The organism is Kitasatospora sp. DSM 101779 (genome assembly GCF_025655475.1).
In the GTDB taxonomy this organism is placed as follows: Bacteria; Actinomycetota; Actinomycetes; order Streptomycetales; family Streptomycetaceae; genus Kitasatospora.
The window spans coordinates 2,986,462-3,012,673 of sequence record NZ_JAHTIK010000001.1; the positions used below are offsets into that span (position 1 = coordinate 2,986,462).

22 protein-coding genes are annotated in these 26,212 nt (G+C 73.0%); 2 read left to right on the plus strand and 20 right to left on the minus strand.

From position 1 onward, the window contains the following. Window positions 1–29: 29 nt before the first annotated feature. The 11 genes from lepB (KSNIM_RS13640) to proS all read right to left on the minus strand — a co-directional run bounded on the left by lepB (KSNIM_RS13640) (window position 30) and on the right by proS (window position 9,927). Window positions 30–782 carry a signal peptidase I gene (gene lepB, locus KSNIM_RS13640; protein WP_263103497.1) on the minus strand — a complete coding sequence of 251 codons (753 nt, stop codon included), beginning with the start codon at window positions 780–782 and terminating at the stop codon, window positions 30–32. A gap of 222 nt (window positions 783–1,004) precedes the next feature. Further along, window positions 1,005–1,994 (minus strand): signal peptidase I, encoded by a 990-nt coding sequence (gene lepB / locus KSNIM_RS13645; protein ID WP_263103498.1) that lies wholly within the window; start codon window positions 1,992–1,994, stop codon window positions 1,005–1,007. A 250-nt stretch (window positions 1,995–2,244) separates the two neighbouring features. Further along, window positions 2,245–3,225: a signal peptidase I gene (gene lepB, locus KSNIM_RS13650; RefSeq protein ID WP_263103499.1), complete on the minus strand. Its 981-nt coding sequence runs from the start codon at window positions 3,223–3,225 to the stop codon at window positions 2,245–2,247. Then, window positions 3,209–4,024: a signal peptidase I gene (lepB, locus tag KSNIM_RS13655; protein ID WP_263103500.1), complete on the minus strand. Its 816-nt coding sequence runs from the start codon at window positions 4,022–4,024 to the stop codon at window positions 3,209–3,211. Before lepB (KSNIM_RS13655) ends, lepB (KSNIM_RS13650) begins: the two co-directional genes overlap by 17 nt. A 100-nt stretch (window positions 4,025–4,124) precedes the next feature. Next, window positions 4,125–4,475 (minus strand): 50S ribosomal protein L19, encoded by a 351-nt coding sequence (gene rplS / locus KSNIM_RS13660; RefSeq protein ID WP_263103501.1) that lies wholly within the window; start codon window positions 4,473–4,475, stop codon window positions 4,125–4,127. A 155-nt stretch (window positions 4,476–4,630) separates the two neighbouring features. Further along, window positions 4,631–5,449, minus strand: a complete 819-nt coding sequence (gene trmD / locus KSNIM_RS13665; protein WP_263107948.1) for a tRNA (guanosine(37)-N1)-methyltransferase TrmD — start codon at window positions 5,447–5,449, stop codon at window positions 4,631–4,633. 1 nt (window position 5,450) lies between these two features. Beyond that, entirely contained in the window at window positions 5,451–6,083 is a 633-nt protein-coding gene (rimM, locus tag KSNIM_RS13670; protein WP_263103502.1) for a ribosome maturation factor RimM, read from the minus strand. Between the two features lie 257 nt (window positions 6,084–6,340). Next, complete coding sequence (locus KSNIM_RS13675) at window positions 6,341–6,580, minus strand: RNA-binding protein (RefSeq protein WP_030275689.1); 240 nt, start codon at window positions 6,578–6,580, stop codon at window positions 6,341–6,343. A gap of 2 nt (window positions 6,581–6,582) precedes the next feature. Then, entirely contained in the window at window positions 6,583–7,014 is a 432-nt protein-coding gene (rpsP, locus tag KSNIM_RS13680) for a 30S ribosomal protein S16 (RefSeq protein WP_030275690.1), read from the minus strand. A 472-nt stretch (window positions 7,015–7,486) separates the two neighbouring features. Further along, the gene (locus KSNIM_RS13685; protein ID WP_030275691.1) at window positions 7,487–8,065 is read right to left on the minus strand and encodes a hypothetical protein; all 579 of its coding nucleotides are present in this window, start codon (window positions 8,063–8,065) and stop codon (window positions 7,487–7,489) included. Between the two features lie 449 nt (window positions 8,066–8,514). Next, window positions 8,515–9,927, minus strand: a complete 1,413-nt coding sequence (gene proS / locus KSNIM_RS13690; RefSeq protein WP_263103503.1) for a proline--tRNA ligase — start codon at window positions 9,925–9,927, stop codon at window positions 8,515–8,517. A 199-nt stretch (window positions 9,928–10,126) separates the two neighbouring features. Here proS and KSNIM_RS13695 point away from each other — a divergent pair, with 199 nt between their 5' ends. Continuing rightward, window positions 10,127–10,945 carry a class I SAM-dependent methyltransferase gene (locus KSNIM_RS13695; RefSeq protein ID WP_263103504.1) on the plus strand — a complete coding sequence of 273 codons (819 nt, stop codon included), beginning with the start codon at window positions 10,127–10,129 and terminating at the stop codon, window positions 10,943–10,945. 69 nt (window positions 10,946–11,014) lie between these two features. On the opposite strand, the gene KSNIM_RS13700 is transcribed toward KSNIM_RS13695, so the two are convergent. The 6 genes from KSNIM_RS13700 to KSNIM_RS13725 form a co-directional block, all read right to left on the minus strand. Next, window positions 11,015–11,557, minus strand: coding sequence for a GNAT family N-acetyltransferase (locus tag KSNIM_RS13700; RefSeq protein WP_263103505.1), 543 nt, complete (start codon window positions 11,555–11,557; stop codon window positions 11,015–11,017). Window positions 11,558–11,717: 160 nt separating this feature from the next. Then, window positions 11,718–13,280, minus strand: a complete 1,563-nt coding sequence (gene ffh / locus KSNIM_RS13705; RefSeq protein ID WP_263103506.1) for a signal recognition particle protein — start codon at window positions 13,278–13,280, stop codon at window positions 11,718–11,720. Between the two features lie 132 nt (window positions 13,281–13,412). Next, a complete protein-coding gene (locus KSNIM_RS13710) occupies window positions 13,413–15,854 on the minus strand; it encodes a [protein-PII] uridylyltransferase (RefSeq protein ID WP_263103507.1) in 2,442 nt (813 codons plus the stop codon). A 140-nt stretch (window positions 15,855–15,994) separates the two neighbouring features. Beyond that, complete coding sequence (locus tag KSNIM_RS13715; RefSeq protein WP_030275697.1) at window positions 15,995–16,333, minus strand: P-II family nitrogen regulator; 339 nt, start codon at window positions 16,331–16,333, stop codon at window positions 15,995–15,997. Then, on the minus strand, window positions 16,333–17,655 hold the full coding sequence (locus tag KSNIM_RS13720; RefSeq protein WP_263103508.1) for an ammonium transporter: 1,323 nt from the start codon (window positions 17,653–17,655) through the stop codon (window positions 16,333–16,335). Before KSNIM_RS13720 ends, KSNIM_RS13715 begins: the two co-directional genes overlap by 1 nt. Window positions 17,656–18,010: 355 nt before the next feature. After that, on the minus strand, window positions 18,011–19,465 hold the full coding sequence (locus KSNIM_RS13725) for a hypothetical protein (protein ID WP_263103509.1): 1,455 nt from the start codon (window positions 19,463–19,465) through the stop codon (window positions 18,011–18,013). 550 nt (window positions 19,466–20,015) lie between these two features. Here KSNIM_RS13725 and KSNIM_RS13730 point away from each other — a divergent pair. Then, a complete protein-coding gene (locus tag KSNIM_RS13730; RefSeq protein WP_263103510.1) occupies window positions 20,016–20,717 on the plus strand; it encodes a bifunctional DNA primase/polymerase in 702 nt (233 codons plus the stop codon). An 81-nt stretch (window positions 20,718–20,798) separates the two neighbouring features. Here KSNIM_RS13730 and ftsY read toward each other — a convergent pair whose 3' ends face one another. The 3 genes from ftsY to KSNIM_RS13745 all read right to left on the minus strand — a co-directional run bounded on the left by ftsY (window position 20,799) and on the right by KSNIM_RS13745 (window position 26,150). Beyond that, window positions 20,799–22,022 (minus strand): signal recognition particle-docking protein FtsY, encoded by a 1,224-nt coding sequence (gene ftsY, locus KSNIM_RS13735; RefSeq protein WP_263103511.1) that lies wholly within the window; start codon window positions 22,020–22,022, stop codon window positions 20,799–20,801. A gap of 91 nt (window positions 22,023–22,113) precedes the next feature. After that, on the minus strand, window positions 22,114–25,716 hold the full coding sequence (smc, locus tag KSNIM_RS13740) for a chromosome segregation protein SMC (protein ID WP_263103512.1): 3,603 nt from the start codon (window positions 25,714–25,716) through the stop codon (window positions 22,114–22,116). 230 nt (window positions 25,717–25,946) lie between these two features. Continuing rightward, window positions 25,947–26,150 (minus strand): hypothetical protein, encoded by a 204-nt coding sequence (locus tag KSNIM_RS13745; RefSeq protein WP_263103513.1) that lies wholly within the window; start codon window positions 26,148–26,150, stop codon window positions 25,947–25,949. Between the last annotated feature and the right edge of the window lie 62 nt (window positions 26,151–26,212).

Here is a 26,212-nt window from a genome sequence, read left to right on the forward strand (position 1 = left end):
CCCAGGGTCCGCCGCGGCGGCCGGCGGTGTCAGCGGCGGGATCGGCGGGCCGCCCAGCGGACGAGCGACACCGCCCAGCCGGCGGCCCCGGCCGCGAGGACGAGGGTGCCGCCGCCGACCGCCGCGTACGCGGCGGGGACGAGCAGCCCGTGCTTCGAGGCTGCCGGCCCCTTCACGGTGTCGAAGGCCGTCGTCCGCGGCACGGCGGCCATCCTGGCCGAGGGCCAGACGATGCCCTCGACCCGGGCGACCACGTCGGTCGCGGCCACGGTACCGCTCGCGAGGTCGAGGTGGCTGCGGGAGTCGAGCGAGTTGGACCGGGAGTCGCCGAGCAGGAAGATCCGTCCCTCGGGCACGGCGATGCGGTACCCCTCGCCGGGGCCGAGGTGCTGGTCGGTGTAGGGCTCGTCGACGGGGGTGCCGTTGACGGTGAGGCGGCCGTCCGAGCCGCAGCAGGCGACGGTGTCGCCGCCCACGGCGACGACCCGCTTGACCATGGTCGCGCCGCCCCAGAGGGGTTCGCTGAAGACGACGATGTCGCCCCGGCCGACCGACGCGCCGTCGGTCCGGTGGGCGAGCACGGTGTCGCCGTTCTGCAGGGTGGGCGTCATCGACGTGGTGGGGATGCGGTACGGCTCGTACTGCAGCGCAAGGAGGGCGAATCCGCCGACCAGCATCGCGAAGCCGACGGCGATGGCGACGCCCTGCAGCACCGAGGCGATGCTCCGGCGGGGCCTGCGGGGTGTCGCCGCGGTGGGCGGACGCTCCGTGACACTGCTCATCGCGGTCGCACCTTCCTGGTCGGTGCGGGCCCGTCCGGCCCGCTCCCGAGTGGTCCGCGCCTGCGGTACGGGCACTGCACCGGGCTCCGGAGAGCCGGCGAGCCGCGGCACGTCCGAGCAGATTACTCGTCGGTACCGCGGCTCGCGCAAGAGTCGGCGGCGGATCGGCAGCGGTCCGTTTCCCAGGACCCGCCCGACCGGCTCCTCCGGCCGGCGTCCGTGTCAGCGGCGGCGGCGCAGCCACCAGACGGCCGGCACGGCGGCCGCGGCGCCCGCCATCGGCGGCACGAGCGGCGCGGAGGCGGAGAGGCCCTTCTGGTCGAAGGTGTCCGGCACCGGCAGGGTGGCCCAGTCGCCGATCGGCCAGGCGACGACGAAGGCGCGGCCGACGACGTTCTTGACCGGCACCGTGCCGCCACCGGGCTGGTCCTGGTGGTAGCGGGAGTCCAGCGAGTCGCCGCGGTGGTCGCCCATGACCCAGATGCGGCCCTCCGGGACCTTCACCGGGCCGAAGGGCTTCTCGCCGCAGGGGGTGTTGCCCGGGTAGAGGTACGGCTCGTCGAGCGCGACGCCGTTCACCTTGACCGGGCCGCTGCCCTGGCACTCGACCGTGTCGCCGCCCACCGCGATGACCCGCTTGATCAGGTCCTTCTCGTTGGAGGAGGGCATCAGGCCGATGAAGCTGAACACGTTCTGGATGCCGCGGACGAAGGCGTTGTTGTTCTGCTGGGTCGGCTCGTCGTTCAGCCAGCCGCCCGGGTCGTGGAAGACGACGACTTCACCGCGCTCCGGCTCGGATCCGAACCAGGGGGTCAGCTTGTCGACCAGGACGCGGTCGCCGATCTTCAGCGTCTGCTCCATCGAGCCGGACGGGATCGAGAAGGCCTGGACGAAGAAGGTCTTGATCACCAGCGCCAGGATCAGCGCGATGCCGATCAGGATCGGCAGTTCCTTCCAGAACGACCGCTGCCGCTGCGGCCGCGGCGCAGCCTGATCGGGGCTGTCCTGCGCGGTGTCGTTCTCCTCCGCGGCCTCACTCACCACGTCCTCCGCGTCGTTCGGGGCACCGACGAGCCTACCGCCGGCCGCGGCAGCCGTGCCCGCGTCGACGGGCTGCACGGCCTGTGCGGACTGGGCCGACCGGACCGCGCGGCCCCCCGTGCCCTCGGGCTCCGGGGCGCCCGAGCGGGCACCGACCACCAGATCCCCCACGACATCTCCTCCCTGCTGTGCGGACGCCCGCGCGCCCGCGCTCACCAGTGCCGCACAGCGGGCACCACGCTCCGTAACCGACCGTCGACCCGCATCAGCCTGCCCGTCGAGGGCTTGTCCGACACCGGTGGCGACCCGGGAACCCGGGAAGGTCACGAGAGACCATGCGCCGAGCATTCCAGCACTTCTCTATCACTCCCGATCGGCCCGTCCGTGCTCCCACACGGCGGGCCGATCCATCAACCGGACATCAACCGGACCGGCGTGTCCGCCGCGACCCGGCCGACCTCCGCCTGACGGCGAACGGAAGGACGCCCAACACACCCATAACGAGCGAGGGTTCCGCAGGAGTCGGCGGAAGGCCGACCAATCCGGTCGGCGCGGGCAGCGCCGCGGCCTGAGCCCGTGCCGTCGAACCGGTCGGAACGGGGGACGTTCCGACCGCGGAACCGGCCCGGATCGAGGAGAGTGACGTCGGCACGTCGAGTTGACCGAGCCTCGGCAGCGGCCAGGCGATGAGGAAGGCGCGTCCGACGACGTTGCTCACCGGGATGGTGCCGTTGCCGGGGTTGGACATGTGGAAGCGGGAGTCCGCCGAGAGGTCGCGGTGGTCGCCCATCACCCACAGCCGCCCCGCGGGCACGCTGACCTTGAACGGCTGGCGGGAGGGCACGTTGCCCGGTGCCAGGTAGGGCTCGTCCACCGGCGTGCCGTTGACGCTCACCCGGCCCTTGGCGTCGCAGCACTCCACGGTGTCGCCGGCGACGCCGATGACCCGCTTGATCAGATCGTGCTCGTTGTCGGAGGGCAGCAGGCCCACCGAGGAGAAGACCTGCTTGACCTTCTTGACCACCGGTCCGTCGTCGGACGTCCCGCGGTCGGTCTCCAGCCAGCCGCCGGGGTCGCGGAAGACCACGACCTCGCCCCGGCCCGGCTCGTTGCCGAACCAGGGCGTGAGCTTGTCCACCAGGACGCGATCGCCGATCTGGATGGTCTCCTCCATCGACCCCGAGGGGATGACGAAGACCTGGACGAAGAACGTCTTCAGCACCAGCGCGATCACCAGGGCGACGACCACCACCAGGGGTATCTCGCGCAGCAGCGAACGCCGCCGCCGGCGGGCGGCCCGCTGTGCCGTCCGGCGCCGGTCGGCGCGACCGCGTACCGGGGCGGTCGAGCGGCCGTCCACCGGCTCCGCCTCGATCGTCCTTCCCCTACCTCGGGTGCCCATGGCCACCAGTCCCCCCTGTTGCGGCGAAAGCCTCCGGCCGGTCGAGCGACGTCCATCGGCCGAACGGGAAGACCACCCACTCGGCGCGGCCGATCACCTTGGACTCCGGGACCGTGCCGCCGCCGGGCTCCCCGAGGTGGTCGCGCGAGTCACGGGAGTCACTGCGGTGGTCCCCCATCACCCAGAGCCGTCCGCTCGGCACCACCACGTCGAAGGGCACGCGCGACGGCGCGTCCCCCGGCGCCAGGTAGGCGCTCTCGTCCAGCGGTACCCCGTTCACCCTGAGCCGTCCGTCCGATCCGCAGCACGTCACCCTGTCGCCGCCCACGCCGATCACCCGCTTCACGAACACCGAGTCGCCTCCGGGAGCGAGTCCCAGCCGGTCGAGCAGCCGCCGACCGGCCGAGGGTTCGTCCGCGTACGGCAGGAAGGAACCGGTGCCGTCGAAAACAACGATGTCGCCGCGCCGGACGTGCCCGCCGAAGGCGTACGCGAGTTCATTGGCGACCACCCGGTCGCCGGGCCGCAGGGTGTTCTCCATCGAACCGGACGGCACCGCGAACGGCCGTGCCACGAAGGCGTTCACCACGAGCAGCAGGATCAGGCACGTCCCGCCGATCAGCAGGAGGTCGCGCCCCCACCCCCTGCCGGGCTCGTCCTCCGGGCCTTCCTCCTGCCCTCCTTCCGGACCGGGCTCCCGGTCCGGACCGGCGGAAACGACCACGGACCGCGCCGGATGGTCCGCACCGTCGGGTGCGGACCATCCGTCGCAGTCCGTGGAAGGTTCGTGCGTGGTCATCGGGCTGAGCTTATCCCCCAGGCCTGAAAGGCCAAGGCCTACGGCCCGGGAGCTTGGGCCCGACCCGAGACTCCGTGCCCCGGCGAGCCGGGACGACGGATCAGTTGTCGCGCTTCTCCTTGATCTTCGCGGCCTTGCCGCGCAGGTCACGGAGGTAGTACAGCTTGGCGCGGCGAACGGCACCGCGGGTCACGACCTCGATCTTCTCGACGACCGGGGTGTGCACCGGGAAGGTGCGCTCCACGCCGACGTTGAAGCTGACCTTGCGAACGGTGAAGGTCTCACCGATGCCGGAGCCCTGACGGCGGATGACGACGCCCTGGAAGACCTGGACGCGGGAGCGGTTGCCCTCGATGACCCGGACGTGAACCTTGAGGGTGTCACCCGGACGGAAGGAGGGGATGTCGGACCGCAGCGAGGCCGCGTCGACAGCAGCGAGCTTGTTGCTCATGGTGCTCTCCATCGCAGACGCCACAGGCCGTCCACGGAAAATCGTGAGAAAGGATGGTGCTGCGGGCCGCATCGGCTGGCGACGAACCCCCTGTGGCGAGCGCATCGGGCCACGTGACGGCCCCGAGGGGACGCCCAGCGACAGACAACAGTCGCCTATTCTTCCACAGCTCCGGCCGTCGGCCGAAATCGGCCGGCCTCCTCGTCCCAGACCAGGCCGAGCAGGTTGAGCGCCTCGCGCTCCTTCTTGTCGAAGGCGCCGAGCCGCCAACGCTCGACCAGGTCGGGCCGGTTGGCCAGGGTCCGGGCGAAGGCCTGCTCACGGCGCCAGCGCGCGATCCTGCCGTGGTGGCCGCTGAGCAGCACCTCCGGCACCTCGCGGCCGCGCCATTCGGCGGGCTTGGTGTAGACGGGGCCTTCGAGCAGGTCTGCCATGGCACCCGGGGCGAAGGAGTCGTCCCGGTGGGACTCGGCGTTGCCCAGCACACCCGGCAGCAGCCGGGCGATCGCCTCGACCATCACCAGGACGGCCACCTCGCCGCCCGCCAGCACGTAGTCGCCGATCGACGCCTCCACCACCGGCATGCGGGTGGCGGCCTCCTCGATGACCCGGCGGTCGATGCCCTCGTACCGGGCCGGGGCGAAGGCGAGCCAGGAGCGGCCGGCCAGTTCCTGGGCAAGCTCCTGGGTGAACGGGCGGCCGCTGGGGGTCGGGACGACCAGGGTCGGCACCTCTCCCTCCGGCCCCTGGGCGAGGACGGCGTCCAGGGCGGCGCCCCACGGCTCGGGCTTCATCACCATGCCGGGCCCGCCCCCGTACGGGGTGTCGTCGACGGTGCGGTGCACATCGGTCGTCCAGCTGCGGAGGTCGTGCAGGTGCACGTCCAGCTGGCCGCGCGCCCGCGCCTTGCCGACCAGGGAGACGTTCAGCGGCTCCAGGTACTCGGGGAAGATCGTGACGACGTCAATCCGCATCTCACTCACGCCCGGCACCACCCGCCGGTGCCTCGCCGCCGTCGGCGTCACCGGCCCCGGCCTCGGACTCACCGCTCCCGGACACCGGCCCGTCGGAGTCTGCCCCGGACTCGTCGGAGGACTCCAGCGGCTCGATCAACCCGGCCGGCGGCGTGATCACCGCGCGCTGGTTCTCCAGGTCGATGGTGGGGACGATCTGCTCGACGAACGGCACCAGCACCTCGGTGCCGTCCGGCCGGGTGACGGTCAGCAGGTCCTGGTACGGCAGGTGGAGGACCTCGGAGAGCTCTCCGACCAGGGTGCCGTCGGCGAGCACCACGTCCAGGCCGATCAGCTGGTGGTCGTAGTACTCGTCCGGGTCGTCGGGGCTCTCGTCCGGGTCGATCTCGGCGATGAGCATGGTGCCGCGCAGCGCCTCGGCGGCGTTGCGGTCCTTGACGCCGGCGAAGCGGAGCAGCAGTCGGCCGCTGTGCACCCGGCCGGACTCGACCGTCAGCGGGCCGGTGGACGCCGGGTCGGTGAGCAGGACGGCGCCCGGCCCGAGCCGGAGTTCGGGTTCGTCGGTGCGGACTTCGACACTGACGTCGCCCCTGATGCCGTGGGCACGGCCGATCCGGCCGACGACGAGCTGCACGGTGATCGTTCTCCTGGGTGTTGCCGCGCCCCACGGCGCGTTCCTGGCTGGCTGACCTGGCACTGGCGGATCTGGCACTGGCGGATCTGGATCCGTCCGACCCCGCGGAGGGCCTGCCCGGCGGAGGGCCGACCCCATGGAGGGCCGACCCGGCGGCGTCCGGCGCCGCGGCCGGCGGTGAACGCCAGAAGGGCCGGCCGGGACGACGTGCGTCCCGGCCGGCCCCTGGTACCTGACGATGACCTGACGGCTCCGCGTCAGCGGATGCTGTCCACGTCGACGAGGTCGACCCGGACGTTGCGGCCGCCGAGCGCACCCACCACGGTGCGCAGTGCGCGGGCCGTGCGGCCCCCGCGGCCGATCACCTTGCCGAGGTCGTCGGGGTGGACCCGGACCTCGATGGTGTTGCCCCGGCGCAGGTTGCGCGAGCGCACCTGCACCTCGTCGGGGTGCTCGACGATGCCCTTCACCAGGTGGTCGAGGGCTTCCTCGATCATGCTCAGGCCTCGGTGGAGGCGGCCTCGGCGTCAGCCTCGGCCTTGTCCGCCTTCTTGGCCTTCGGGGTGATGGCAACACCGGTGGTGCTGTCCTCGAACCCGGCGACGGCCTTGGCGAACAGGTGCGAGAAGTCCTCGACCTTGGGCTCGGCGACCTTCAGCGGCTCCGGCGCGGGCAGGCCCTTGAACTTCTGCCAGTCACCGGTCAGCTTGAGGATGGCGAGGACCGGCTCGGTCGGCTGGGCGCCGACGGACAGCCAGTACTGGGCGCGGTCGCCGTCGACCTCGATCTTCGAGGGGTTGTAGGTCGGCTGGTAGATGCCGATCTCCTCGATCGCGCGGCCGTCACGCTTGGTGCGGGAGTCGGCGACGACGATGCGGTAGTGCGGGGAGCGAATCTTGCCGAGACGCTTCAGCTTGATCTTGACTGCCACGGGAGTGGATTCTCCTGGTGTTGACGTGGGTGAGCGGCCGCTGCCACCGCGTGGGGTTGCGGCGACCGGCCGTTCAAGGGACACGCCAGCCGTAGGAGAGAGGGGTCCTGCCCGGCTGCCGAGTACTCAGCTGTCCATTCTGCCACAGTCGGGCCGAGGCCCCGAACCGGCCCGCGCGGGGCCGCCGCCGCCGGAGCGGTGGACGGGGAGCGACGGGGGGGCGGAAGGTAGGGCGGCGGCAGGGGCACGCAGGACGCGGAGACCGCCGATGACCCGGGGAGGGCGACGCCGGCACGGCACGGAGCCCCGGCAGATCTGCCGGGGGCGGTGCACGGCGACGAGCGGGACGACAGCACGGACGACAGCACTGCAGATCGGCCCGACCGAGGGCCCCCGCCCCCGGTAGAGCCGAGCACAGCGAACTGTCGAGTTGGAGGGTGGTCACCGACGGCGCACGGCCGCCGGCCGGTACTCAGCCGATCTTGAACGGCTGCTGGCAGGCACCGCAGACGATGGACGCCTGTGCGAGCACGGAGGGGACGACACGGACGTTCCGCCCACAACCGCACACAGCCTTGACGCGCACGCCGCCACCGGACGAGCCGTGCCTCGCCGCCGGGCCGCGGAAGGCCCGGTGGCCGCCCTCGCCCGCCACGGCGAGCTGGTGGGCGCCGAGGGCGCGCTCCAGTCGCTCGATGGTGTCGGCGTACCTGTCCTGCGTCTCCTTGAGCATGGTCACCTGGGAGAAGCCGCTGCTGGCGTGCGGCTCGACCGGGTGGGCCAGCCCGAGCTCGGAGGCGAGCATCAGGAAGCGCCGGTTGTGGTAGCGACCGGCCCGCGAGGTGTCGCGGATCTCCCGCGCAGCGGCCAGTCCGTGGGCGGCTTCGTGCAGCAGGCGCTCGAAACCGAGCCGGGTGCCGCACGCCGAGGAGGACTCGCCGATCAGCGCCTCGGGCGAGGCGAGATCGGGCAGGTCCTGGTGGTGGGCCTGGATGTCGCTCCAGGCGGCGGCCAGTTCGGCCGCGAGGACGAGAGGCTGTGTCGTGCTCACGCTGGACCAACGATGGAGAGAGGGCCGATGTTCCGCGAGTTCCCGTTCACCGGGAATTCCCAGCTATCTCTCAGGAATGCGCACTCGCTCCTGAATTGCGTTGTTCTGACCTGACGCAAGACCAACCCCCTGCATCTGTGGACCCGTCGATTCTCGGCGGGCTCTCGGCTATCACCCGGGAACGCGCACGCCGCCCCTAGGCGGACGGCCGCAGCCCGGTCAAAATTGACAGGGCCACGGGCCGTATACCGTACCGCTTGTTTCGCACCGCCGGGAGTTGACCGGCGAGTAGCATCGACGAGCAGTGTGCAAACCACGGTTAACAATCCGCTGAATCGGCACCGAATTGCAACGGAACCGGTTCCGCAACGGCTTCGGTTTGTACCGTTCCCTGCACGGTGCCACCCGCCCGCTCCACGATCGTTGGCTCCCGGAGCGGGCGGAGCCGGTCAGTAGGCGCGGGCGACGATCGCGACGTTGCCGGGCTGGTCGTCGGTCTCCGGGACGGAGCCGTCGGCGGCGACGATGCAGCGCACCGAGACGCCCTGCTCGGCCAGCTTGGCCTCGCCCTCCGGGCCGAGGTCGGCCCAGGAGATGCGGCCCCAGCCGGTGGCGGCGGCCTCGACGGCCTCCTCGATGGAGGTGACGTCGACCGTGCGGGCCTCGCGGCGCTCGCGGGACTGGCGGAGCAGCAGCTCCTGGTCCTCGTCGAGGATGCCGGGCACGGTCGCGGCCAGCGAGTCGGCCGGGACGGGCTCCTTGCCGCCGGCGATCCGGCGGACCAGCATCGCGGTGCCGTTCTCCAGGTCGCGCGGGCCGATCTCGATGCGCAGCGGAACGCCCTTGAGCTCCCAGTCGACCGCGCGGCGGCCGAAGGGGGTGTCCGTCCGGTCGTCGACCACGGTGCGCACGCCCGCGGCCTCCAGCGCGGCGCCGATCTCGCGGACCTTGGCGAGCACCGCGTCGTCGCCCTTGATCGCCAGCACCACGGCCTGGACGGCGGCGAGGCGCGGGGGCACCCGCAGGCCGCTGTCGTCGCCGTGGGACATGATCAGGCCGCCGACCATGCGGGTGGAGACGCCCCAGGAGGTCTGCCAGACGTACTCGCGCTCGGCGCCCTGCAGCTGGTACGTGGTGTTGAACGCCTTGGCGAAGTTCTGGCCCAGCTCGTGGCTGGTGCCCATCTGCAGGGCCTTGCCGTCGCCCATCATGCCCTCGAGGGTGAGGGTGTTGATGGCGCCGGCGAAGCGCTCGCGGGCGGTCTTGCGGCCGAGCACCACGTCGATGCCGAGCACGTTGGTCATGAAGTCGCCGTACACCTCGGTGTGGATGCGCGAGGCGTAGGCGCGGGCGTCCTCGTAGGTGGCGTGGGCGGTGTGGCCCTCCTGCCAGAGGAACTCGGTGGTGCGCAGGAAGACCCGCGGGCGCAGCTCCCAGCGGACGACGTTGGCCCACTGGTTGATCAGCAGCGGGAGGTCGCGGTGGCTCTGGACCCACTTCGAGAAGTACTCGTTGATGATCGTCTCGGAGGTGGGGCGGACGACGACCGGCTCCTCCAGCTCCTTGCCGCCGCCGTGCGTGACCACGGCGAGCTCGGGCGCGAAGCCCTCGACGTGCTCGGCCTCCTTGGTCAGGTAGGACTGCGGGATGAACATCGGGAAGTAGGCGTTCTGGGCGCCGGCTCGCTTGATGCGGGCGTCCATCTCCTGCTGCATCCGCTCCCACAGGCTGTACCCGTACGGTCGGATCACCATCGTTCCGCGCACCGGACCGTTGTCGGCCAGTTCGGCCTTGTTGATCAGGTCCTGGTACCAGCGGGGAAAGTCTTCCGACTGGGGGGTGAGTACGGGTGTCTTGGCCATGGGGCGAATGGTACGGCGATCGACGTGCCGACCGTGAATCCGTTTCACCGGCGCACTGCGGGGGCGCACACCTCGGCGCACGGACACTCCCTGCACACCTCTGGACGTCGGGGCCGGGGCGCTGTTCGCTGGAAGGCGGGGCGGGACACGACCGGGGGGAGCCGGAGCATCGGACGCACACACCGATTGGGAGGCCGCGATGGCTTCAGCGCAGGTGACCGGTACGACCGCGCAGCGCCCGCACGCGGGTGGCGGAGCGGGGTCGCACGGTCGGGCGCGTGACTGGGCGGAGATCCAGGAGCGGATGCTGGTGCCGCTCTACCAGGCGGTCTACCGGCGGCTGGAGGTCGGTCCGGCGACCAGCCTGCTCGGCCTCGGATGCCGCTCGGGGCTCGCCCTGCTGCTCGCCGCGGAGCGCGGCGCGCAGGTGGCCGGGCTGGAGCCGGAGGCGGAGCTGCGCGAGCTCGCGGAGGGCCGGCGGCTGCGGGTGGCGGGCGTCGGCGGCGTCGACCGGTCGGGTCAACCCGTCCCCCGCTCGGCGTATTCGCTGGTCACCGTTTTCGAGGAGCTCGCCTACGTGGCTGATCCGGCCGTGCTGGTGCTGGAGGCGGCGGCGCTCACCCTGCAGGGCGGGCACGTCGTGCTGGCCGGCTGGGGCCCGCCGGAGCGGTGCGAGAGCGCGAGCGTGCTGGAGGTGGCCCGGCGCCGGTCGGCCCGGACACCGTCGGTCGACCCGTTCGCGCTGAGCTCCCCCGGCGCACTGGAGGAGCTGTGCGCGGGCGTCGGGCTCCGACCCGCCGGCAGCGGCCGGGTCTCCTGCCCCTTCGCCTACCCGGACCTCGACAGCGCGGTACGCGGCATGCTCTCCACCGGTCTGTACGAGGGTGCGATCGAGGAGTGGGGACCGGCCCTGGTGACCAAGGAGCTGGAGGAGGCGCTGCACCCCTTCGTGCAGGCGGACGCCTCCGTCCGGATGGCCAACGTGTTCCGGTACGTGGTGGCCGAGCAGCCCCGCTGAGCCGCCGCTGGCCCGGGGCCGACGACCGTCCGCTCCGGGCACGGCCCGGCCGAGCGGGGCGGCCGCGGGTCAGCGGTCGAGCGGGGTCCACTCCTCGGCGGTGAGCGCGTACCGCTCGTGGTCGCGCCAGGCGCCGGAGAGGAAGAGCATCCGCGGGGTGAAGCCCTCGTGCCGGAAGCCGAGCCGCTCGGCCATGGCGATGGAGCGGGTGTTGTCGGGCTGCACGTTGATCTCCAGCCGGTGCAGGCCGAGTCCGCCGCGCTCGTTGGGGGCGAAGCAGCGGTCGACCACCAGCTGCATGCCCTCGGACATCCGCCCGGTGCCCGCGTAGGGCAGGTAGGAGTCGTAGCCGAGGGCGCCGTTGCAGAAGCGGCCCATCACGATGTTGGCCACGTTGCACTTGCCGACGAGCCCGCCGGTGGCGATGTCCTCGATCAGGAAGGTGCGCAGGCCCGGCCCCTGACGGTCCAGCAGTTCGGCGAGGCCGTCCGGCTCCACCGGGTTCCACCGCCCTATGTGCTCGGCCGAGCGCCGCACCGCCTCGGCGTACGGGGCCACGTCGTCCGGTCGGGGTTCCCTGATCCTCACTCGCACACCACCATCATCGGGCATGTGTGCGGTCGGACGCCGGGCGACCCCGCGCGGACGGCCGCCGCGGGTCCTGGGACGCCGGAACCGGCGCCGCGGGCGACGGGACCGGCGCCGGGGCACCGGGGACGCCGCCGGCCCGCAGCCCCGGGCGAGGGGCGGCGGGCCGGCGGGCGGGGACCCGTCAGAGCAGGTCCTTGAACTCCTTGGGCAGTTCGAAGTCGGCCGGGCCCTTGCCCGCGCCGAGGCCGAAGGCGCCGCCCGGCGTGGTCTGCTGCTGGCCGGGCCCGAGGGCGCGGCGCTCGGCGGCCGCCGCCTCCTCCTGGGCCCGCTTCAGCGGGTTGCCGGACTTGCGCTTGCCCTTGGCGACGGGCGCCTTCTTGGCGGAGCGCTTGCCGCCGCCGCCCATCCCGGGGATGCCCGGCATGCCGGGGATGCCCTTGCCCGAGGCCATCGCGGACATCATCTTGCGGGCCTCGAAGAACCGCTCGACCAGGTTGTTGACCTCGCCGACCTGGACGCCGGAGCCCTTGGCGATGCGCAGCCGGCGCGAGCCGTTGATCAGCTTCGGGTCGGTGCGCTCGGCCGGGGTCATCGACTTGATGATCGCGCCGACGCGGTCGACGTCCTTGTCGTCGATGTTGTTGATCTGGTCGCGGATCTGGCCCATGCCCGGCAGCATCCCGAGCAGCTTGGAGATCGACCCCATCTTGCGGACCTGCTCCAACTGGGACAGGAAGTCGTCCAGCGTGAAGTCCTTGCCGCCGCCCTGCAGCTTGGAGGCCATCTTCTCGGCCTCGGCCTGCGAGAAGGTCTGCTCGGCCTTCTCGATGAGCGAGAGCATGTCGCCCATGCCGAGGATGCGCGAGGCCATCCGGTCCGGGTGGAAGGCGTCGAAGTCGTCGACCTTCTCGCCGTTGGAGGCGAACATGATCTGGCGGCCGGTCACGTGCGCGACGGAGAGCGCGGCACCGCCGCGGGCGTCGCCGTCGAGCTTGGAGAGCACCACGCCGGTGAAGTCGACGCCGTCGAGGAAGGCCTGCGCGGTGGTGACCGCGTCCTGGCCGACCATGGCGTCGACCACGAACAGGACCTCGTCCGGGTTGATCGCGGCCCGGATGTCGGCGGCCTGCTGCATCATCTCGGCGTCGATGCCGAGGCGGCCGGCGGTGTCGACGATGACCACGTCGTACTGCTTCTGGCGGGCGTACTCGATCGAGTCGCGGGCCACCTTCACCGGGTCGCCGACGCCGTTGCCCGGCTCCGGGCCGTAGAAGGCCACACCGGCGCGTTCGGCCACGACGCCGAGCTGGGTGACCGCGTTGGGGCGCTGGAGGTCGCAGGCGACCAGCAGCGGGGTGTGCTTCTGCTTCTTCAGCCAGTGGCCGAGCTTGCCGGCGAGGGTGGTCTTACCGGCACCCTGCAGACCGGCCAGCATGATGACCGTCGGGCCGTTCTTGGCGTAGCGCAGGCGCCGGGTCTCGCCGCCGAGGATGCTGATGAGCTCCTCGTTGACGATCTTGATGATCTGCTGCGCCGGGTTCAGCGCGCCGGAGACCTCCGCGCCGAGGGCGCGGTCCTTGACCTGCTTGATGAAGGCCCGCACCACCGGGAGAGCGACGTCCGCCTCCAGCAGCGCGATCCGGATCTCGCGGGCGGTGGCGTCGATGTCCGCCTCACTGAGGCGGCCCTTGCCCCGGAGGTTCTTGAACGTCGCTGCGAGGCGGTCGGAGAGAGTGTCGAACACGTCGGTCGCGGGTCCCTTGCGGCATCGGTACGGGTACTGTCGTCGCCCCCCAGGGTATCCGCCCGCCCGGCGAACGGTCTCCACCCCGGAATCCCGGCGGGCGCACCGGTGTCCCGGGCGCCCGCGCCGGGCTCAGCCGAGCGCCTCCTGCACCGCTGCGGCCACCTGCGCCGCACGGGCCGCCGCCAGCGGCAGGCCCTCCGCGTCGGTCACGTAGAAGGCGTCCACCGCGTCGGCACCGAGGGTGGAGACGTGTGCGGTGCGCACCCGCACGCCGGCCGCGTCCAGGGCCCGGCCGATCCGGTGCAGCAGACCGGGTGCGTCGTGCGCGCGGACCTCCAGGATGGTCGCGCTGGATGAGGCGCCGGGGGCGACCGAGACCACCGGGGGCGGGGTGGCGATGCCGCGCCGCCGGGGCGCGGCGGCGTCGCGTTCGGCGAGCTTGCGGGCGACGTCCAGCGAGCCGTCCAGGGCGCGGCGCAGGTCCGCGCGCAGCCGGGCCGCCTCCGGCAGTTCGCCGTACTCGGCGGCGACCGTCCAGGAGAGCAGCAGGACCGGGCCGGCGTCGATCGGGTCGAGCTCGCGCAGCGAGGCGGAGCGGACGGTGAGCCGGTGCAGCGCCAGGACGCCCGCGACGGTGCCGAGCAGCCCGGGGCGGTCCGGGATGGCCAGGGTGAGTTCGACGCCCATCGGCTCGGTGCCGGTGGTGTCCTGCTCGGCGTGGGCGTGCAGCGAGAGCGCGGGCCCGCCGGTGCGGGCGGCCTCCACCGCGAGCCGCTCCTCCTCGGCGGTCGGGTCGCCGGCCGGCGGGTGGCTGACGCCGCCGGCCAGGCGCGCGGCGGCGCGGGCCACCAGGTTGCCCACCAGCGAGGCGCGCCAGCTGCTCCAGGCGGCGGGGCCGGTGGCGGTGGCGTCGGCCTCGGTCAGGGCGTGCAGCAGCTCCAGGTGCGGCAGGGTGCCGACCACCTTGGTGAGCGCGTCGACGGTGGCCGGGTCGTCGGGGTCGCGGCGGGTGGCGGTGTCGATCAGGGTCAGGTGGTGGCGGACCAGCAGGGCGAGGGTGTCGGTGTCCGTCTTGTCGAAGCCCATCCGGGCGGCGACGTCGCGGACGATGACCTCGCCGGCCTCGGAGTGGTCGCCGGGCCAGCCCTTGCCGATGTCGTGCAGCAGGGCGGCGACGAGCAGCAGGTCGGGGCGGGCCACCCGGCGGGTCATCGCGGCGGCCTTCACGGCGGTCTCGATCAGGTGCCGGTCGACCGTCCAGCGGTGCACGGCGTTGCGCTGCGGGCGGCAGCGGACCCGCTCCCAGTCCGGCAGCAGCCGGGTGATCAGGCCCTCCGCCTCCAGCGCCTCCCAGACCGGCAGGCATGCCTCTCCGGCGCCGAGCAGGGTGATCAGCTGCTCGCGGGCCTCGTCCGGCCAGGGCACCGGAAGCGGCTTGGTCTCGGCGGCCAGCCGCCGGACGGTGGCGTAGCCGACGGTGAGGCCGGCCTGGGCGGCCGCGGCGGCGGCGCGCAGCGGCAGCACCGGGTCCTGGGCGGGGCGGGCGCCCTGGGCGAGCACGGCCTCGCCGTCCTGCTCGACGACGCCCTCGGCGAGCGGGCGGCGCTCGACGGCGCCCTTGGCGACCGCGCCGGAGCCGCGGCCGGTGCCGCTGAACGGGAAGGCGATCCGGGCGAGCCGGCGGCCGCGGCTGCTGCGGGCGGCGAGGACGCGGTCCACGGCGCGCCAGGTGACGTCGGAGGCGTAGGTGATGGTGCGGGCGGCCTCGTAGACCTGGCGCAGCAGGGTGTCGGCGTCGAGGACGCCGAGCCGGGCGGCGACCTGGTCCTGGTCCTGCAGGCTGAGGCGCTCGGTCGCGCGGCCGGTGGCGAGGTGCAGGGCGTCGCGGACGTCGGCGAGGCGGGCGGCGGCGGCCTCCAGGCCGTCGCGGGGGGCGTCGGCGAGCCAGGTGGCGGCGATGGCGTTGAGCGCCACCACGTCGCGCAGGCCGCCGCGGGCCTCCTTGAGGTCGGGTTCGAGGAGGAAGGAGAGCTCGCCGTGGCGTTCGGCGCGTTCGGCGCAGAGCTGCTGGAGTTCGGGCAGCCGGCCGGCGGCGCCGGCCCGCCAGTCGGCGAGCAGGGTGGAGCGCAGCGAGGCGGTGAGCGCGGCGTCGCCGGCGATGTGGCGGGCGTCCAGCAGCCCGAGCTGGGCCTTCAGGTCGTCCGCGGCGACGGTGCGGGCCTCGTCGAGGGTGCGGACGGCGTGGTCGAGGGCGGCGCCGGAGTCCCAGACCGGGTACCAGATGCGTTCCGGCAGCCGGGGGTCGATGGGCCCGTCGTGCAGCAGCAGGACGTCGAGGTCGCTGCGCGGGGAGAGTTCGCCGCGGCCGTAGCCGCCGACGGCGACCAGGGCCGTGCCGGCGGGAGCGCCCGCGTCCCGGTAGAGCCCCGCGAGCCAGCCGTCGGTGAGCCGGGCGAGCGCGGTGCGGCGGGCGGCGCCGCCGAGACCGGGGTCGGCGAGCAGCCGGGTGCGGGCCGCGCCGTGGTCGTCCGGGCGGGCCGGGTCGGAGGGGTGGGCTTCGGTCGCGGTCACGTCGGAGATCCCATCCGTGGGGCGGGGTGCCGGATACGCGTCCGGCGGACCTGCCGGTGGGCAGGTCCGCCAAGAGCGTGTGGTGCTGATGCTAGGCCTCGTCCGACGGTTCCCGCCGCGCGCGAACCGTCCGACGGGTCCTAGAGCGCGTCGGGGCCGCGCTCGCCGGTGCGGACGCGCACCGCCGTGTCGACCGGGACGGCCCAGACCTTGCCGTCACCGATCTTGCCGGTGCGGGCGGCCTTGACCACGACGTCGATCAGCTGCTCGGCGTCGTCGTCCTCGACGAGGATCTCGATGCGGACCTTGGGCACCAGGTCGACGGTGTACTCCGCGCCCCGGTAGACCTCGGTGTGGCCGCGCTGCCGGCCGTAGCCGCTGGCCTCGGTGACGGTCAGGCCGTGGACGCCGAAGGCCTGCAGGGCCTCCTTCACGTCGTCCAGGCGGTGCGGCTTGATGACTGCGGTGATGAGCTTCATCAGGCGTCGACCTCGGCCTTCTCGGCGGTGGCGGGGGCGGGGGCGGCGGAGACGGCGCGGGCGAGGCTGGCGCCGACGGCGGTGAAGTCGTAGGCGGACTCGGCGTGCTCGGCCTGGTCGATGCCGGAGACCTCGACCTCCTCGGAGACCCGGAAGCCGATCGTCTTGTGGATGGCGAGGCCGAGGATGCCGGTGACGACGAAGGAGTACACCGCGACCGCCACGACGCCGAGCGCCTGCTTGCCGAGCTGCTCGAACCCGCCGCCGTAGAACAGGCCCTGGGCGGTCTGGCCGACGTGGCCGGTGGCGAAGAGGCCGATCAGCAGCGAACCGATGACGCCGCCGACGAGGTGGACGCCGACCACGTCGAGCGAGTCGTCGAAGCCGAGCTTGTACTTGAGGCTGATCGCCGCGGCGCAGGCGACACCGGCGATGAGGCCGATGGCGATGGCGCCGAGCGCGGAGACCGAACCGCAGGCGGGGGTGATGGCGACCAGGCCGGCGACCGCACCGGAGGCGGCGCCCAGCGTGGTGAACGCGCCGTGCTTGATCTTCTCGTAGGCGAGCCAGCCGAGGACGGCGGCGGCGGTGGCCACCTGGGTGTTGAGGAAGGCCATGCCGGCGACGCCGTTGGCGGCCAGCGCCGAACCGGCGTTGAAGCCGAACCAGCCGAACCACAGCAGGCCGGAGCCGAGCATCACCAGCGGGAGGCTGTGCGGACGCATCGGGTCCTTCTTGAAGCCGATCCGCTTGCCGAGGACCAGGGCGAGCGCCAGGCCCGCGACACCGGCGTTGATGTGGACGGCGGTTCCGCCGGCGAAGTCGATGACGCCGTTGCGGTCGCCGAGCCAGCCGCCGTTGCCCTTGTCGAAGGCGAACACCCAGTGCGCGACCGGGAAGTAGACCACGGTGACCCACAGCGCCACGAACAGCGACCAGGCGGTGAACTTGGCGCGGTCCGCGATGGCACCGCTGATCAGCGCCGGGGTGATGATCGCGAACATCAGCTGGAAGGCGGCGAACCCGGTGACCGGGATGGTGCCGCTGAGGTCGTTCAGCCCGATGCCGCGGAAGCCCAGGAAGTCCAGGTTGCCGATCAGACCGGCGCCGGCGTCCGGCCCGAAGGCGAGGCTGTAGCCGTAGAGGACCCACAGGACGCTGACGATCGCGAGCGTGATGAAGCTCATGACCAGCATGTTGAGGGTGCTCTTTACCCTGACCATGCCTCCGTAGAAGAAGGCCAGACCCGGTGTCATCAACATGACCAGGGCCGCACAGATGAACACAAAGGCGGTATCGCCCGCGCTGAAGCCGTCCGGCATCGGCGTCTCCTCGTGAATGGAAGCCGCTCCACGCCCGGGATCCCTGTCCCGTGCCACCCGGGGTGTCGGCGATGTGAAGGAGAGTGCCGAAGGCTGATTTCGGCCGATGCGGCTCGGTGTTTCGCTGCCGTGACGCAACCGACAGGAGCGTTACGAGCGCGTGAACCACGGCCGTGCCATGACAGATCTTGCGATACCGTTCCGCCGCTCGATACAGCGGGTACGGGGTGGTTCACCGACCGTGGAGGCCCGCGGGCCGGAGGGCGGGGGAGCCCGTACGGTGACGAGGCCGCACGGACCCCCACGGTCGGGGTCGGGGGTGCGAGTGGCCGGAATCCGGCCCTCGCGGGGGCGGTCAGACCGCCGAGGCGAACTCCGGGATGTCCTGCACGACCCGCTCGGCGAGCCGGGCGACCTCGGGCACGCCCTTGTACTGCCGGTTGGCGGCCTCGGTGGTCTTGCGCACCCGGGTGTTCAGCCGCTCGGAGCGGACCTTGGTGGCGATGTCGACGGCCTGCTCGGCCATCACCGCGGCCTGCTCCGGTTCGTTCTGCAGCAGGTGGACGCTGGCCATGCCGATCAGGTTGAAGGCGTAGCTGCGGACGTGGTCGCCGTCCTGGCGGAACAGGTCGACGGCGCGCTCCATCACCGGCGCGGACATCGAGGCGTACAGCTGGCTGCGGCTGGAGTGGTACGCGAGGTCGCGGAAGGAGTGCGCGTTCTCGGCGTTGAGCTCGGCCTCGGAGAAGAACTTGAGCCAGTTCGGATCGGCGTCGCCGGTGCGGCAGTCGCTGAAGGTGTCCTCGGCCAGGCGGGCGGCCCGGGCGCAGCGGTTGACCTCGCCGATGGTGGCGTAGGCGCGGGCCTCCATCGCGTACAGCAGCGCCTGCTGGCGGGGGGTGGCGGTGTCGCGGCTGCCGTACTGGGCGAGGTGGATCAGCTCCAGGGCGTCCTCACCGCGGTTGAGGTGGATCATCTGGCGGCTCATGTCGGTCAGGATGAGGGCGCCGAACGGGCGGTCCCCCGCTTCCTTGGCGGCATGGAGGGCCAGCACGTAGTACTTCTGGGCGCTGGGGTGCATGCCGACGTCGTAGGACATCCAGCCGGCCAGGTGGGCGAGTTCGGCGGTGAGCCGGAACAGCCGCTTGGTGGTGCCCTCCGGGTAGGACTCCTGCAGCAGGTCGGTGACCTCGTGGAGCTGGCCGACCACGGCCTTGCGGCGCAGGCCGCCGCCGTTCTGCGCGTCCCACTGGCGGAACATCACCGTGGTCTGTTCGAGCAGTTGGATCTCGGGCTCGGAGAGCCGGCCGGTGTACGGCTCCCCGCCGTTGGCGGCGGTGAGGATCGGGGTCGGCGCGCCGCCGGGGCCGGGGGTGAGCCAGCGCTGCATCGGCTCGATCAGGGCGGCGCCGGCGGTCAGGGCGAGCGAGGTGCCGAGGAAGCCGCGGCGGTTGAGCATCAGGTCGCTGCGGGAGTACTCACTGATCAGCTGGACGGTCTGGTCGCCGCTCCAGGGCAGGTCGACGCCGCCGCCGACGGTGGACACCGGGACGGCGGCGCGCAGACCGAGGTCCTCCACCGAGACCACCGAGCCGAAGCGCTCGGAGAACAGTTCGGACATGATCTTCGGGATGGGCTCGCGCGGTTGTTCGCCGTCGAGCCAGCGGCGCACCCGGGAGGTGTCGGTGCTGACGTGGTGGGCGCCGATCTGGCGGGCCCGACGGTTGACCTGACGTGCCAACTCGCCCTTGGACCAGCCGCTTCGGGCGAACCACGACGTCAGCTTCTCGTTCGGTTGCTTCTCTCCCATGGGAACGTCCCCATCCCGCCCGGCCCCGCCTCGGGGCCCCGCTCGTGGTGCCCGACGGTTCGGGCGCTTGCTCGACGTACCGTGCCTGCTCGACTGCCGAGGAGGCGGACCCCCGTACTGTGGACGGTCCGCTGTGCTCCGTGTGCCGAACGTAACGTGATTTCCGCCATCCGGGGGAGCACCGCCGAGGAAACGCCACCTTTCGCCACCCCTGAGAGTGAACAAACAGTGGCTGCGTCGCGCTTCACTAGGTAGCCGGTTCGCAGTGACCCCGGCACATGCCCGACGAATGGGCTCCCGCCCTGGGGGCGGATCAACTGCCGCCGATGCTACCGGTTTTGACGGCACGCCAGACGACGGAGGAACCCTCGTGCGACTGCGACCTCCCGGTCTGCGCAGCTCCGGGGCCCGCCGGCTGCTGGAACGCGCCACACGAATCGGAGCGCATCCGACGGCGCGCGCCTCCGGTGCACCACCCGCACCGCGCGGACCGTCCGACGCACCGTCACAGTCCCGTAACCACCGGCATCCAGAACCTGTTGGGGGAGGCATGGACAACCTGTTCGGCGAACTCCGGCTGCGGCACCTGCGGCTGGCGCCGCGCGGCACCCTGCGGCGCACCAGGGCCACCACCCTCCGGGCGGCCGGCGAGTACACCGCCCGCCTCGGCTGGACGGTCGTCGCGGGGGCGGCCCGCGCCCACCACCGCTCCCCCGCGGTCTGCGACTGCGCCGCCGCGCACTGCGCCGCCCCCGGTCTGCACGCGGTGCCCGGCCCGAAGGCAGCGCCCGGCACCCCGGCGGACGAACTGCGGACGCTGCTCGCCGCGGACGCGCCGGTGCTGCTGCCGGTGGGACTGCACTTCGACGTCCTGGACGTCCCGGAGCAGCCCGGTCTGCAGGCGCTCGTCCGGCTGGAGCGGATGGGCACCCAGGTCGGACCGGTGATCTCCTCGCCGGCCGGCCGGCTGCTGTTCTTCGTCGCCCCCGGCACCGCGCGCCGGCTCCCCGAACTGCTCTACCGGATGGGCTGGGACGACGCCTCTCTCGACCTGGTCTGCCATGGCGCGGGGTCGTACGTGGCGGCGCCGCCGACCGTGCTCGGCGGGCTCGGTCCGATGCGCTGGCTGCGCCGCCCGACCCGGGAGAGCGCGGCCTGTCCGCCCGAGGCCCGGCTCCTGCTCGGCACGCTGGCGTACGCCTGCCACCGCGGGCGGGCCCGCGAGTGCGAGCCGGCCTGGCTGGCCTCCTGAGCCGCGTCGTACCGAAAGCGGCGGGCCGCCGCCCCGGTGCCGGGGCGGCGGCCCGCCGCTGTGCTGTGGTGGCCGTGCGGTTCAGTCGCCGATCAGGGCGTCCACGAAGGCTGCCGGCTCGAACGGCGCCAGGTCGTCGGCCCCCTCGCCGAGGCCGACCAGCTTGACCGGCACGCCGAGTTCGCGCTGGACGGAGACCACGATGCCGCCCTTGGCCGTGCCGTCGAGCTTGGTCAGCACGATGCCGGTGATGTCGACGACCTCGGCGAAGACCCGGGCCTGGACGAGGCCGTTCTGGCCCGTGGTGGCGTCCAGGACGAGCAGCACCTCGTCGACCGGGCCGTGCTTCTCGACGACGCGCTTGACCTTGCCGAGCTCGTCCATCAGGCCGGTCTTGGTGTGCAGCCGGCCCGCGGTGTCGATCAGCACGGTGTCGACGCCCTCGGCGATGCCCTCCTTGACGGCGTCGAACGCGACCGAGGCCGGGTCGCCGCCCTCGGGCCCGCGGACGGTGTGGGCGCCGACCCGCTCGCCCCAGGTCTGCAGCTGGTCCGCGGCGGCGGCACGGAAGGTGTCGGCCGCACCGAGCACCACCCGGCGGCCGTCGGCGACCAGCACGCGGGCGAGCTTGCCGGTGGTGGTGGTCTTGCCGACGCCGTTGACGCCGACGACCAGGACGACCGCCGGGCCCTCCTCGTGCTTGGTGGAGCGGACGGTGCGGTCGGCGTCCGGGCCGATCAGCGCGACGAGCTCCTCGTGCAGCAGGCCGCGCAGCTCGGCCGGGGTACGGGTGCCGAGCACCTTGACCCGGGTGCGGAGGTTGTCGACCAGCTCCTGGGTGGCCGCGACGCCGATGTCCGCGGTGAGCAGGGTCTCCTCGATCTCCTCCCAGGTGTCCTCGTCGAGGCGGTCCCGGGAGAGCAGGGTGAGCAGGCCCTTGCCGAGCGCGTTCTGCGAACGGGAGAGCCGGGAGCGCAGCCGGACGAGCCGGCCCGCGGTGGGTTCGGGAACCTCGACCGCCGGCGGGGCCGCGGCCTCCGCCGGGGCCTCCACCGGAACCTCGGGGGCCTCGGGGACGGGGGCGGCCTCGGGGGCCTCGGGGAGCTGTACCTCCTCGATGGTCTGGACGGGCGCCTCGACGGGCGGGGCGGACTCCTCGCCGACCTGCGGCTCGCGCGGCGGCGTGATGACGGGTGCCTCGGACTTGGGAGGCAGCGGCTTGCGTCGTCTGCCGTTGACGACGAGTCCCGCGATCGCGCCGATGGCGACCACGGCGATGACTACGGCAAGGATCACGTATTCCATAACCCCCCCAGTATCGGCGACGCCCCCGTGCCGCCGGGAGTAGCCGGACGGCGTGGCTCGGTCACCATCCGTGGGCCGCCGTGGCCGGGGCTCAGCCGGCCGGGGCCGGGGTGCGCCTCTCCTTGTGCTCTTCGCGCAGGCGCTGGCTGATCACCTGGGAGATGCCGTCGCCCTTCATGGTGACGCCGTAGAGGGCGTCGGCGGCCTCCATGGTGAGCTTCTGGTGGGTGATGACGATCAGCTGGGAGCTCTCCCGGAGCTCCTCCATGATCGCGATCAGTCGGCGCAGGTTGGTCTCGTCGAGCGCCGCCTCCACCTCGTCCATCACGTAGAAGGGGCTGGGGCGGGCCTTGAAGATGGAGACCAGCAGGGCGACCGCGGTCAGCGAGCGCTCGCCGCCGGAGAGCAGCGACAGCCGCTTGACCTTCTTGCCGGGCGGCCTGGCCTCCACCTCGACGCCGGTGGTGAGCATGGATTCGGGGTCGGTCAGCACCAGCCGGCCCTCGCCGCCGGGGAAGAGCCGGGAGAAGACGCCTTCGAACTGGGCGGCGGTGTCCTGGAACGCGGCGCTGAACAGCTGCTCGACCCGCGCGTCGACGTCGCGGACGATGTCCATCAGGTCGCGTCGGCTCTTCTTGAGGTCGTCGAGCTGCTCGCCGAGGAAGCGGTGCCGCTCCTCCAGCGCGGCGAACTCCTCCAGTGCCAGCGGGTTGACCTTGCCGAGCTGCTGGTAGGCGCGTTCGGCGGCCTTGAGCCGCTTCTCCTGTTCAGCCCGGTCGTACGGGCGGGGTTCGCCGGGCTCGGCACCGTCCTCCGGCACGGGCGGCGGGACGGGCTGGTCGGGGCCGTAGCCGTCGATCAGCTCCTGGCCGCCGATGCCGAACTCCTCCAGCGCACGGGACTCCAACTGCTCGATGCGCAGCCGCTTCTCGGCGCGCAGCACCTCGTCGCGGTGGCCCGCGTCGACGAGGCGGTCGAGCTCGGCCTTGAGTTCGCGGCCGTGCTCGCGGGCGGTGCGCAGTTCGGCCTCCCGGCCGGTGCGGTCCTCCTCGACGGCAGTGCGTTCGGCGTCGGCGGCGGCGAGCGAGGACTCGACGGCGGCGAGCAGCACCCGGGCGCCGGCGGCGACCGCGGTGGCGACCGCGGCCTCGTGCCGGGCGCGGGCGCGGCGGCGGGCGGCGCGGGCGCGGGCCTCGCGTTCGGCGGCGGCGGCGCGGTCGAGCTGGTCGGCGCGGCCGGCCAGCGAACGGACCCGCTCCTCATGCGTGCGGACGGCGAGCCTGGCCTCCACCTCGGCCGCCCGGGCGGCGGTTCCGGCGGCTGCCAGGCGGTCGCGTTCGGCGGTGTCGGGCTCGTCCTCGCCGGCGGCGTCGAGTTCCTCGGCGGCCTCCAGCCGGGCGGCGAGTTCCTCCGCTGCGTCCTGGGCCTCGACCAGGCCCTGTTCGGCGCGCTGCGCGGCGGCGGCGAGGCGTTCGGACTCGTCGGCGGCGGCCCGGGCCTGTCCGGCGGACCGGCCGAGGGCACCGGCCAGTTGGGCGCGTTCCTTCTCCGCACGGCGCCGGGCGGCGGCCGACTCGTCCTGGGCGAGCGAGAGTTCGCGGCGGCGTTCGGCAGCGGCGGCGAGTTCTTCCGCCAACTGTTCGCACTGGGTGTCGAGTTCGTCGATACGGCGGGCCGCCTCGGCGACCTGGGCCTGGGTCTCCAGCAGGCTGGGCGCACCGGCCGCGCCGCCCTGGGCCCAGGCGGCGGCGAACAGGTCGCCGTCGGCGGTGACGGCGGTGAGTCCGGGGTGCCGGGCGGTCAGCCGGCCGGCGGCGGCGAGGTCGGCGACGACGGCCGTCCGGGCGAGCAGGGTGTCGACGGCGGCGCGCAGGCCGGCGGGGGCGTCGACCAGGTCGGCCGCCCAGCGGGCGCCGTCGGGGAGCTGGGGCCGTTCGGTCGGCCCGGTGGCAGGTGCGGCGGTCGGGCCGGGGGCGTCGGCGAGCAGCAGGGCGGCGCGGCCGGCGTCCTGTTTGCGCAGCAGCCGGAGCGCCTCGGCGGCGGTGTCCGGTCCGTCGACGGCGACGGCCTCGGCGGCGGCGCCGAGCGCGGCGGCGAGGGCGGTCTCATGGCCGGGGTGCACGGTGATCAGTTCGGCGGCGGAGCCGAGCACGCCGGCGGGGCGGTCGGCGGCGGTGAGCAGCGTGCCGCTGCCGTCCTTGCGGCGCAGGCCCAGGGAGAGCGCCTCGTGGCGGGCGGTCAGGCCGGCCCGTTCGCGTTCGGCGGCCGCGGCGGCGTCCCGGGCCGCGGCCAGTGCGCGTTCGGCCTCCTGCAGGTCGGCGCGGGCCTGTTCGTGGGCGCGTTCCTGGTCGTCGTCGGCGGCGGCGAGGCCGTCGCTCTCCTCCTGGAGCTGCCGGTACTCCTGCTGGGCGGTGTCGGCGCGCTGCCGGGCCTCGGCGGCGGCCTCGGTGAGCCGGCCGATCTCGGCACCGGCGGCGGCGGCCCGGGAGCGGGCGGCCGCGGCCTGGCCCTGCAGCCGGGCGAGGCCCTCGCGGCGGTCGGCGATGGCGCGGGCCGCGCTCTTCAGCCGGGCTTCTTCGGCGGAGAGGGAGCGTTCGAGCTCGCCGCGGGTCTCGACGGCCTCGGCGAGGGCGTACTGCGCCTCCTCCAGGGCCTCGGTGAGGGCTGTCTCCTCCTCGCGGACCCGGGCGGCCTCGGCGGCGAGCTCCTCGGGGTCGCGGCCACGCCGCTCCTCGCCCTGGACGCCGGCCTGGGCGTGCCGGACCTTCGCCTCGGCGAGTCCGATGGTGCCGCGGGTGCGCTCGGTGAGCGCGGAGAGCCGGTACCAGGTCTGCCGGACGACTTCCAGCCGCGGCCCGAGCTGCTCGACCTGCGCCTCCAGGACGGCCTCGCGCTGGACCGCCGCGGCGAGCTGCTGCTCGACGGTGGTGCGGCGGACCTTGAGGGCGAGCTCGTCGGCGATCTCGGCCTCGACGGCACGGCGCAGGGCGAGCAGGTCGTCGGCGAGCAGGCGCAGCCGGGCGTCGCGCAGTTCGGCCTGGATTCCGGCGGCGCGGCGGGCGATCCGGGCCTGTCGGCCGAGCGGGCCGAGCTGGCGGCGCAGCTCCGCGACCAGGTCCTGGACGCGGTTGAGGTTGCCCTGCATCGCGTCGAGCTTCCGCAGCGCCTTCTCCTTGCGCTTGCGGTGCTTGAGGACGCCGGCGGCCTCCTCGATGAAGGCGCGGCGACCCATCGGGTCGGCCTGCAGGACGGAGTCCAGCCGGCCCTGGCCGACGATGACGTGCATCTCGCGGCCGATGCCGGAGTCGGAGAGCAGCTCCTGGATGTCGAGCAGCCGGCAGACGGTGCCGTTGAGCGCGTACTCGCTGCCGCCGTTGCGGAACATCGTCCGGGTGATGGTGACTTCGGAGTAGTCGATGGGCAGCGCGCCGTCGGTGTTGTCGATGGTGAGGCTGACCTCGGCGCGGCCGAGCGGGGCGCGGCCGCCGGCGCCGGCGAAGATGACGTCCTCCATCTTGCCGCCGCGCAGCGACTTGGCGCCCTGTTCGCCCATCACCCACGAGAGGGCGTCGACGACGTTGGACTTCCCGGATCCGTTCGGGCCGACCACGCAGGTGATGCCGGGTTCGAACCGCAGGGTCGTGGCCGAGGCGAACGACTTGAACCCGCGCAGCGTCAGACTCTTCAGGTGCACCCGTCCGACCTCCTCGCCAGCGTGCGGCGCTGTGCTGGCGACTGTATCCGGCCATGGGCAGGAGACGGCGTCAGGAGGCGGTTTGACTGCGACGCGGCATGGGCAGCATTCGCGCGGGGAGGGCTCCGGACACGACGAAGGGACGCCACACCGGACGTCCCTTGCAGGCTGCGATCCCTTTCGGGAAGCTCAGTGCACCGACGGCGTCGATCGATCGGATCGTGCGAGGATCAGGTCAGCGCAGGCTCCCGGTGATCCATGTCGATGCTGGTGAGCAGCGAGTGCTCGTCGGCGACAGCGGCGAGAGCGTCGTTCTCCGTCCGGAGCCGGAGAAGTTCGGCCTCCAGATCCTGAACACGCTGCTGCAGCCGTCGCATCTCGGAGAGCATTCGCGGGTCGGGGCCGCCGACGTACCCGAGAAGCGCCTTTGCCATGATGTATGGTCCTCCACGCTGAGTGACCGAACCGTTTTGCGGTACTGGTCTAGGGGGAAGGG

Coding starts and splice junctions, on each gene's coding strand:
- trmD (WP_263107948.1), bottom strand. CDS start 5,449: ATGCGGATTGACGTCGTCACGATCTTCCCCGAGTACCTGGAGCCGCTG.
- lepB (WP_263103499.1), bottom strand. CDS start 3,225: ATGGGCACCCGAGGTAGGGGAAGGACGATCGAGGCGGAGCCGGTGGAC.
- rplS (WP_263103501.1), bottom strand. CDS start 4,475: ATGAGCAACAAGCTCGCTGCTGTCGACGCGGCCTCGCTGCGGTCCGAC.
- ftsY (WP_263103511.1), bottom strand. CDS start 22,022: ATGGAATACGTGATCCTTGCCGTAGTCATCGCCGTGGTCGCCATCGGC.
- KSNIM_RS13695 (WP_263103504.1), top strand. CDS start 10,127: ATGGCTTCAGCGCAGGTGACCGGTACGACCGCGCAGCGCCCGCACGCG.
- KSNIM_RS13725 (WP_263103509.1), bottom strand. CDS start 19,465: ATGGGAGAGAAGCAACCGAACGAGAAGCTGACGTCGTGGTTCGCCCGA.
- KSNIM_RS13720 (WP_263103508.1), bottom strand. CDS start 17,655: ATGCCGGACGGCTTCAGCGCGGGCGATACCGCCTTTGTGTTCATCTGT.
- lepB (WP_263103500.1), bottom strand. CDS start 4,024: ATGACCACGCACGAACCTTCCACGGACTGCGACGGATGGTCCGCACCC.
- KSNIM_RS13730 (WP_263103510.1), top strand. CDS start 20,016: ATGGACAACCTGTTCGGCGAACTCCGGCTGCGGCACCTGCGGCTGGCG.
- lepB (WP_263103497.1), bottom strand. CDS start 782: ATGAGCAGTGTCACGGAGCGTCCGCCCACCGCGGCGACACCCCGCAGG.
- KSNIM_RS13715 (WP_030275697.1), bottom strand. CDS start 16,333: ATGAAGCTCATCACCGCAGTCATCAAGCCGCACCGCCTGGACGACGTG.
- KSNIM_RS13675 (WP_030275689.1), bottom strand. CDS start 6,580: ATGATCGAGGAAGCCCTCGACCACCTGGTGAAGGGCATCGTCGAGCAC.
- KSNIM_RS13745 (WP_263103513.1), bottom strand. CDS start 26,150: ATGGCAAAGGCGCTTCTCGGGTACGTCGGCGGCCCCGACCCGCGAATG.
- KSNIM_RS13700 (WP_263103505.1), bottom strand. CDS start 11,557: ATGCCCGATGATGGTGGTGTGCGAGTGAGGATCAGGGAACCCCGACCG.
- proS (WP_263103503.1), bottom strand. CDS start 9,927: ATGGCCAAGACACCCGTACTCACCCCCCAGTCGGAAGACTTTCCCCGC.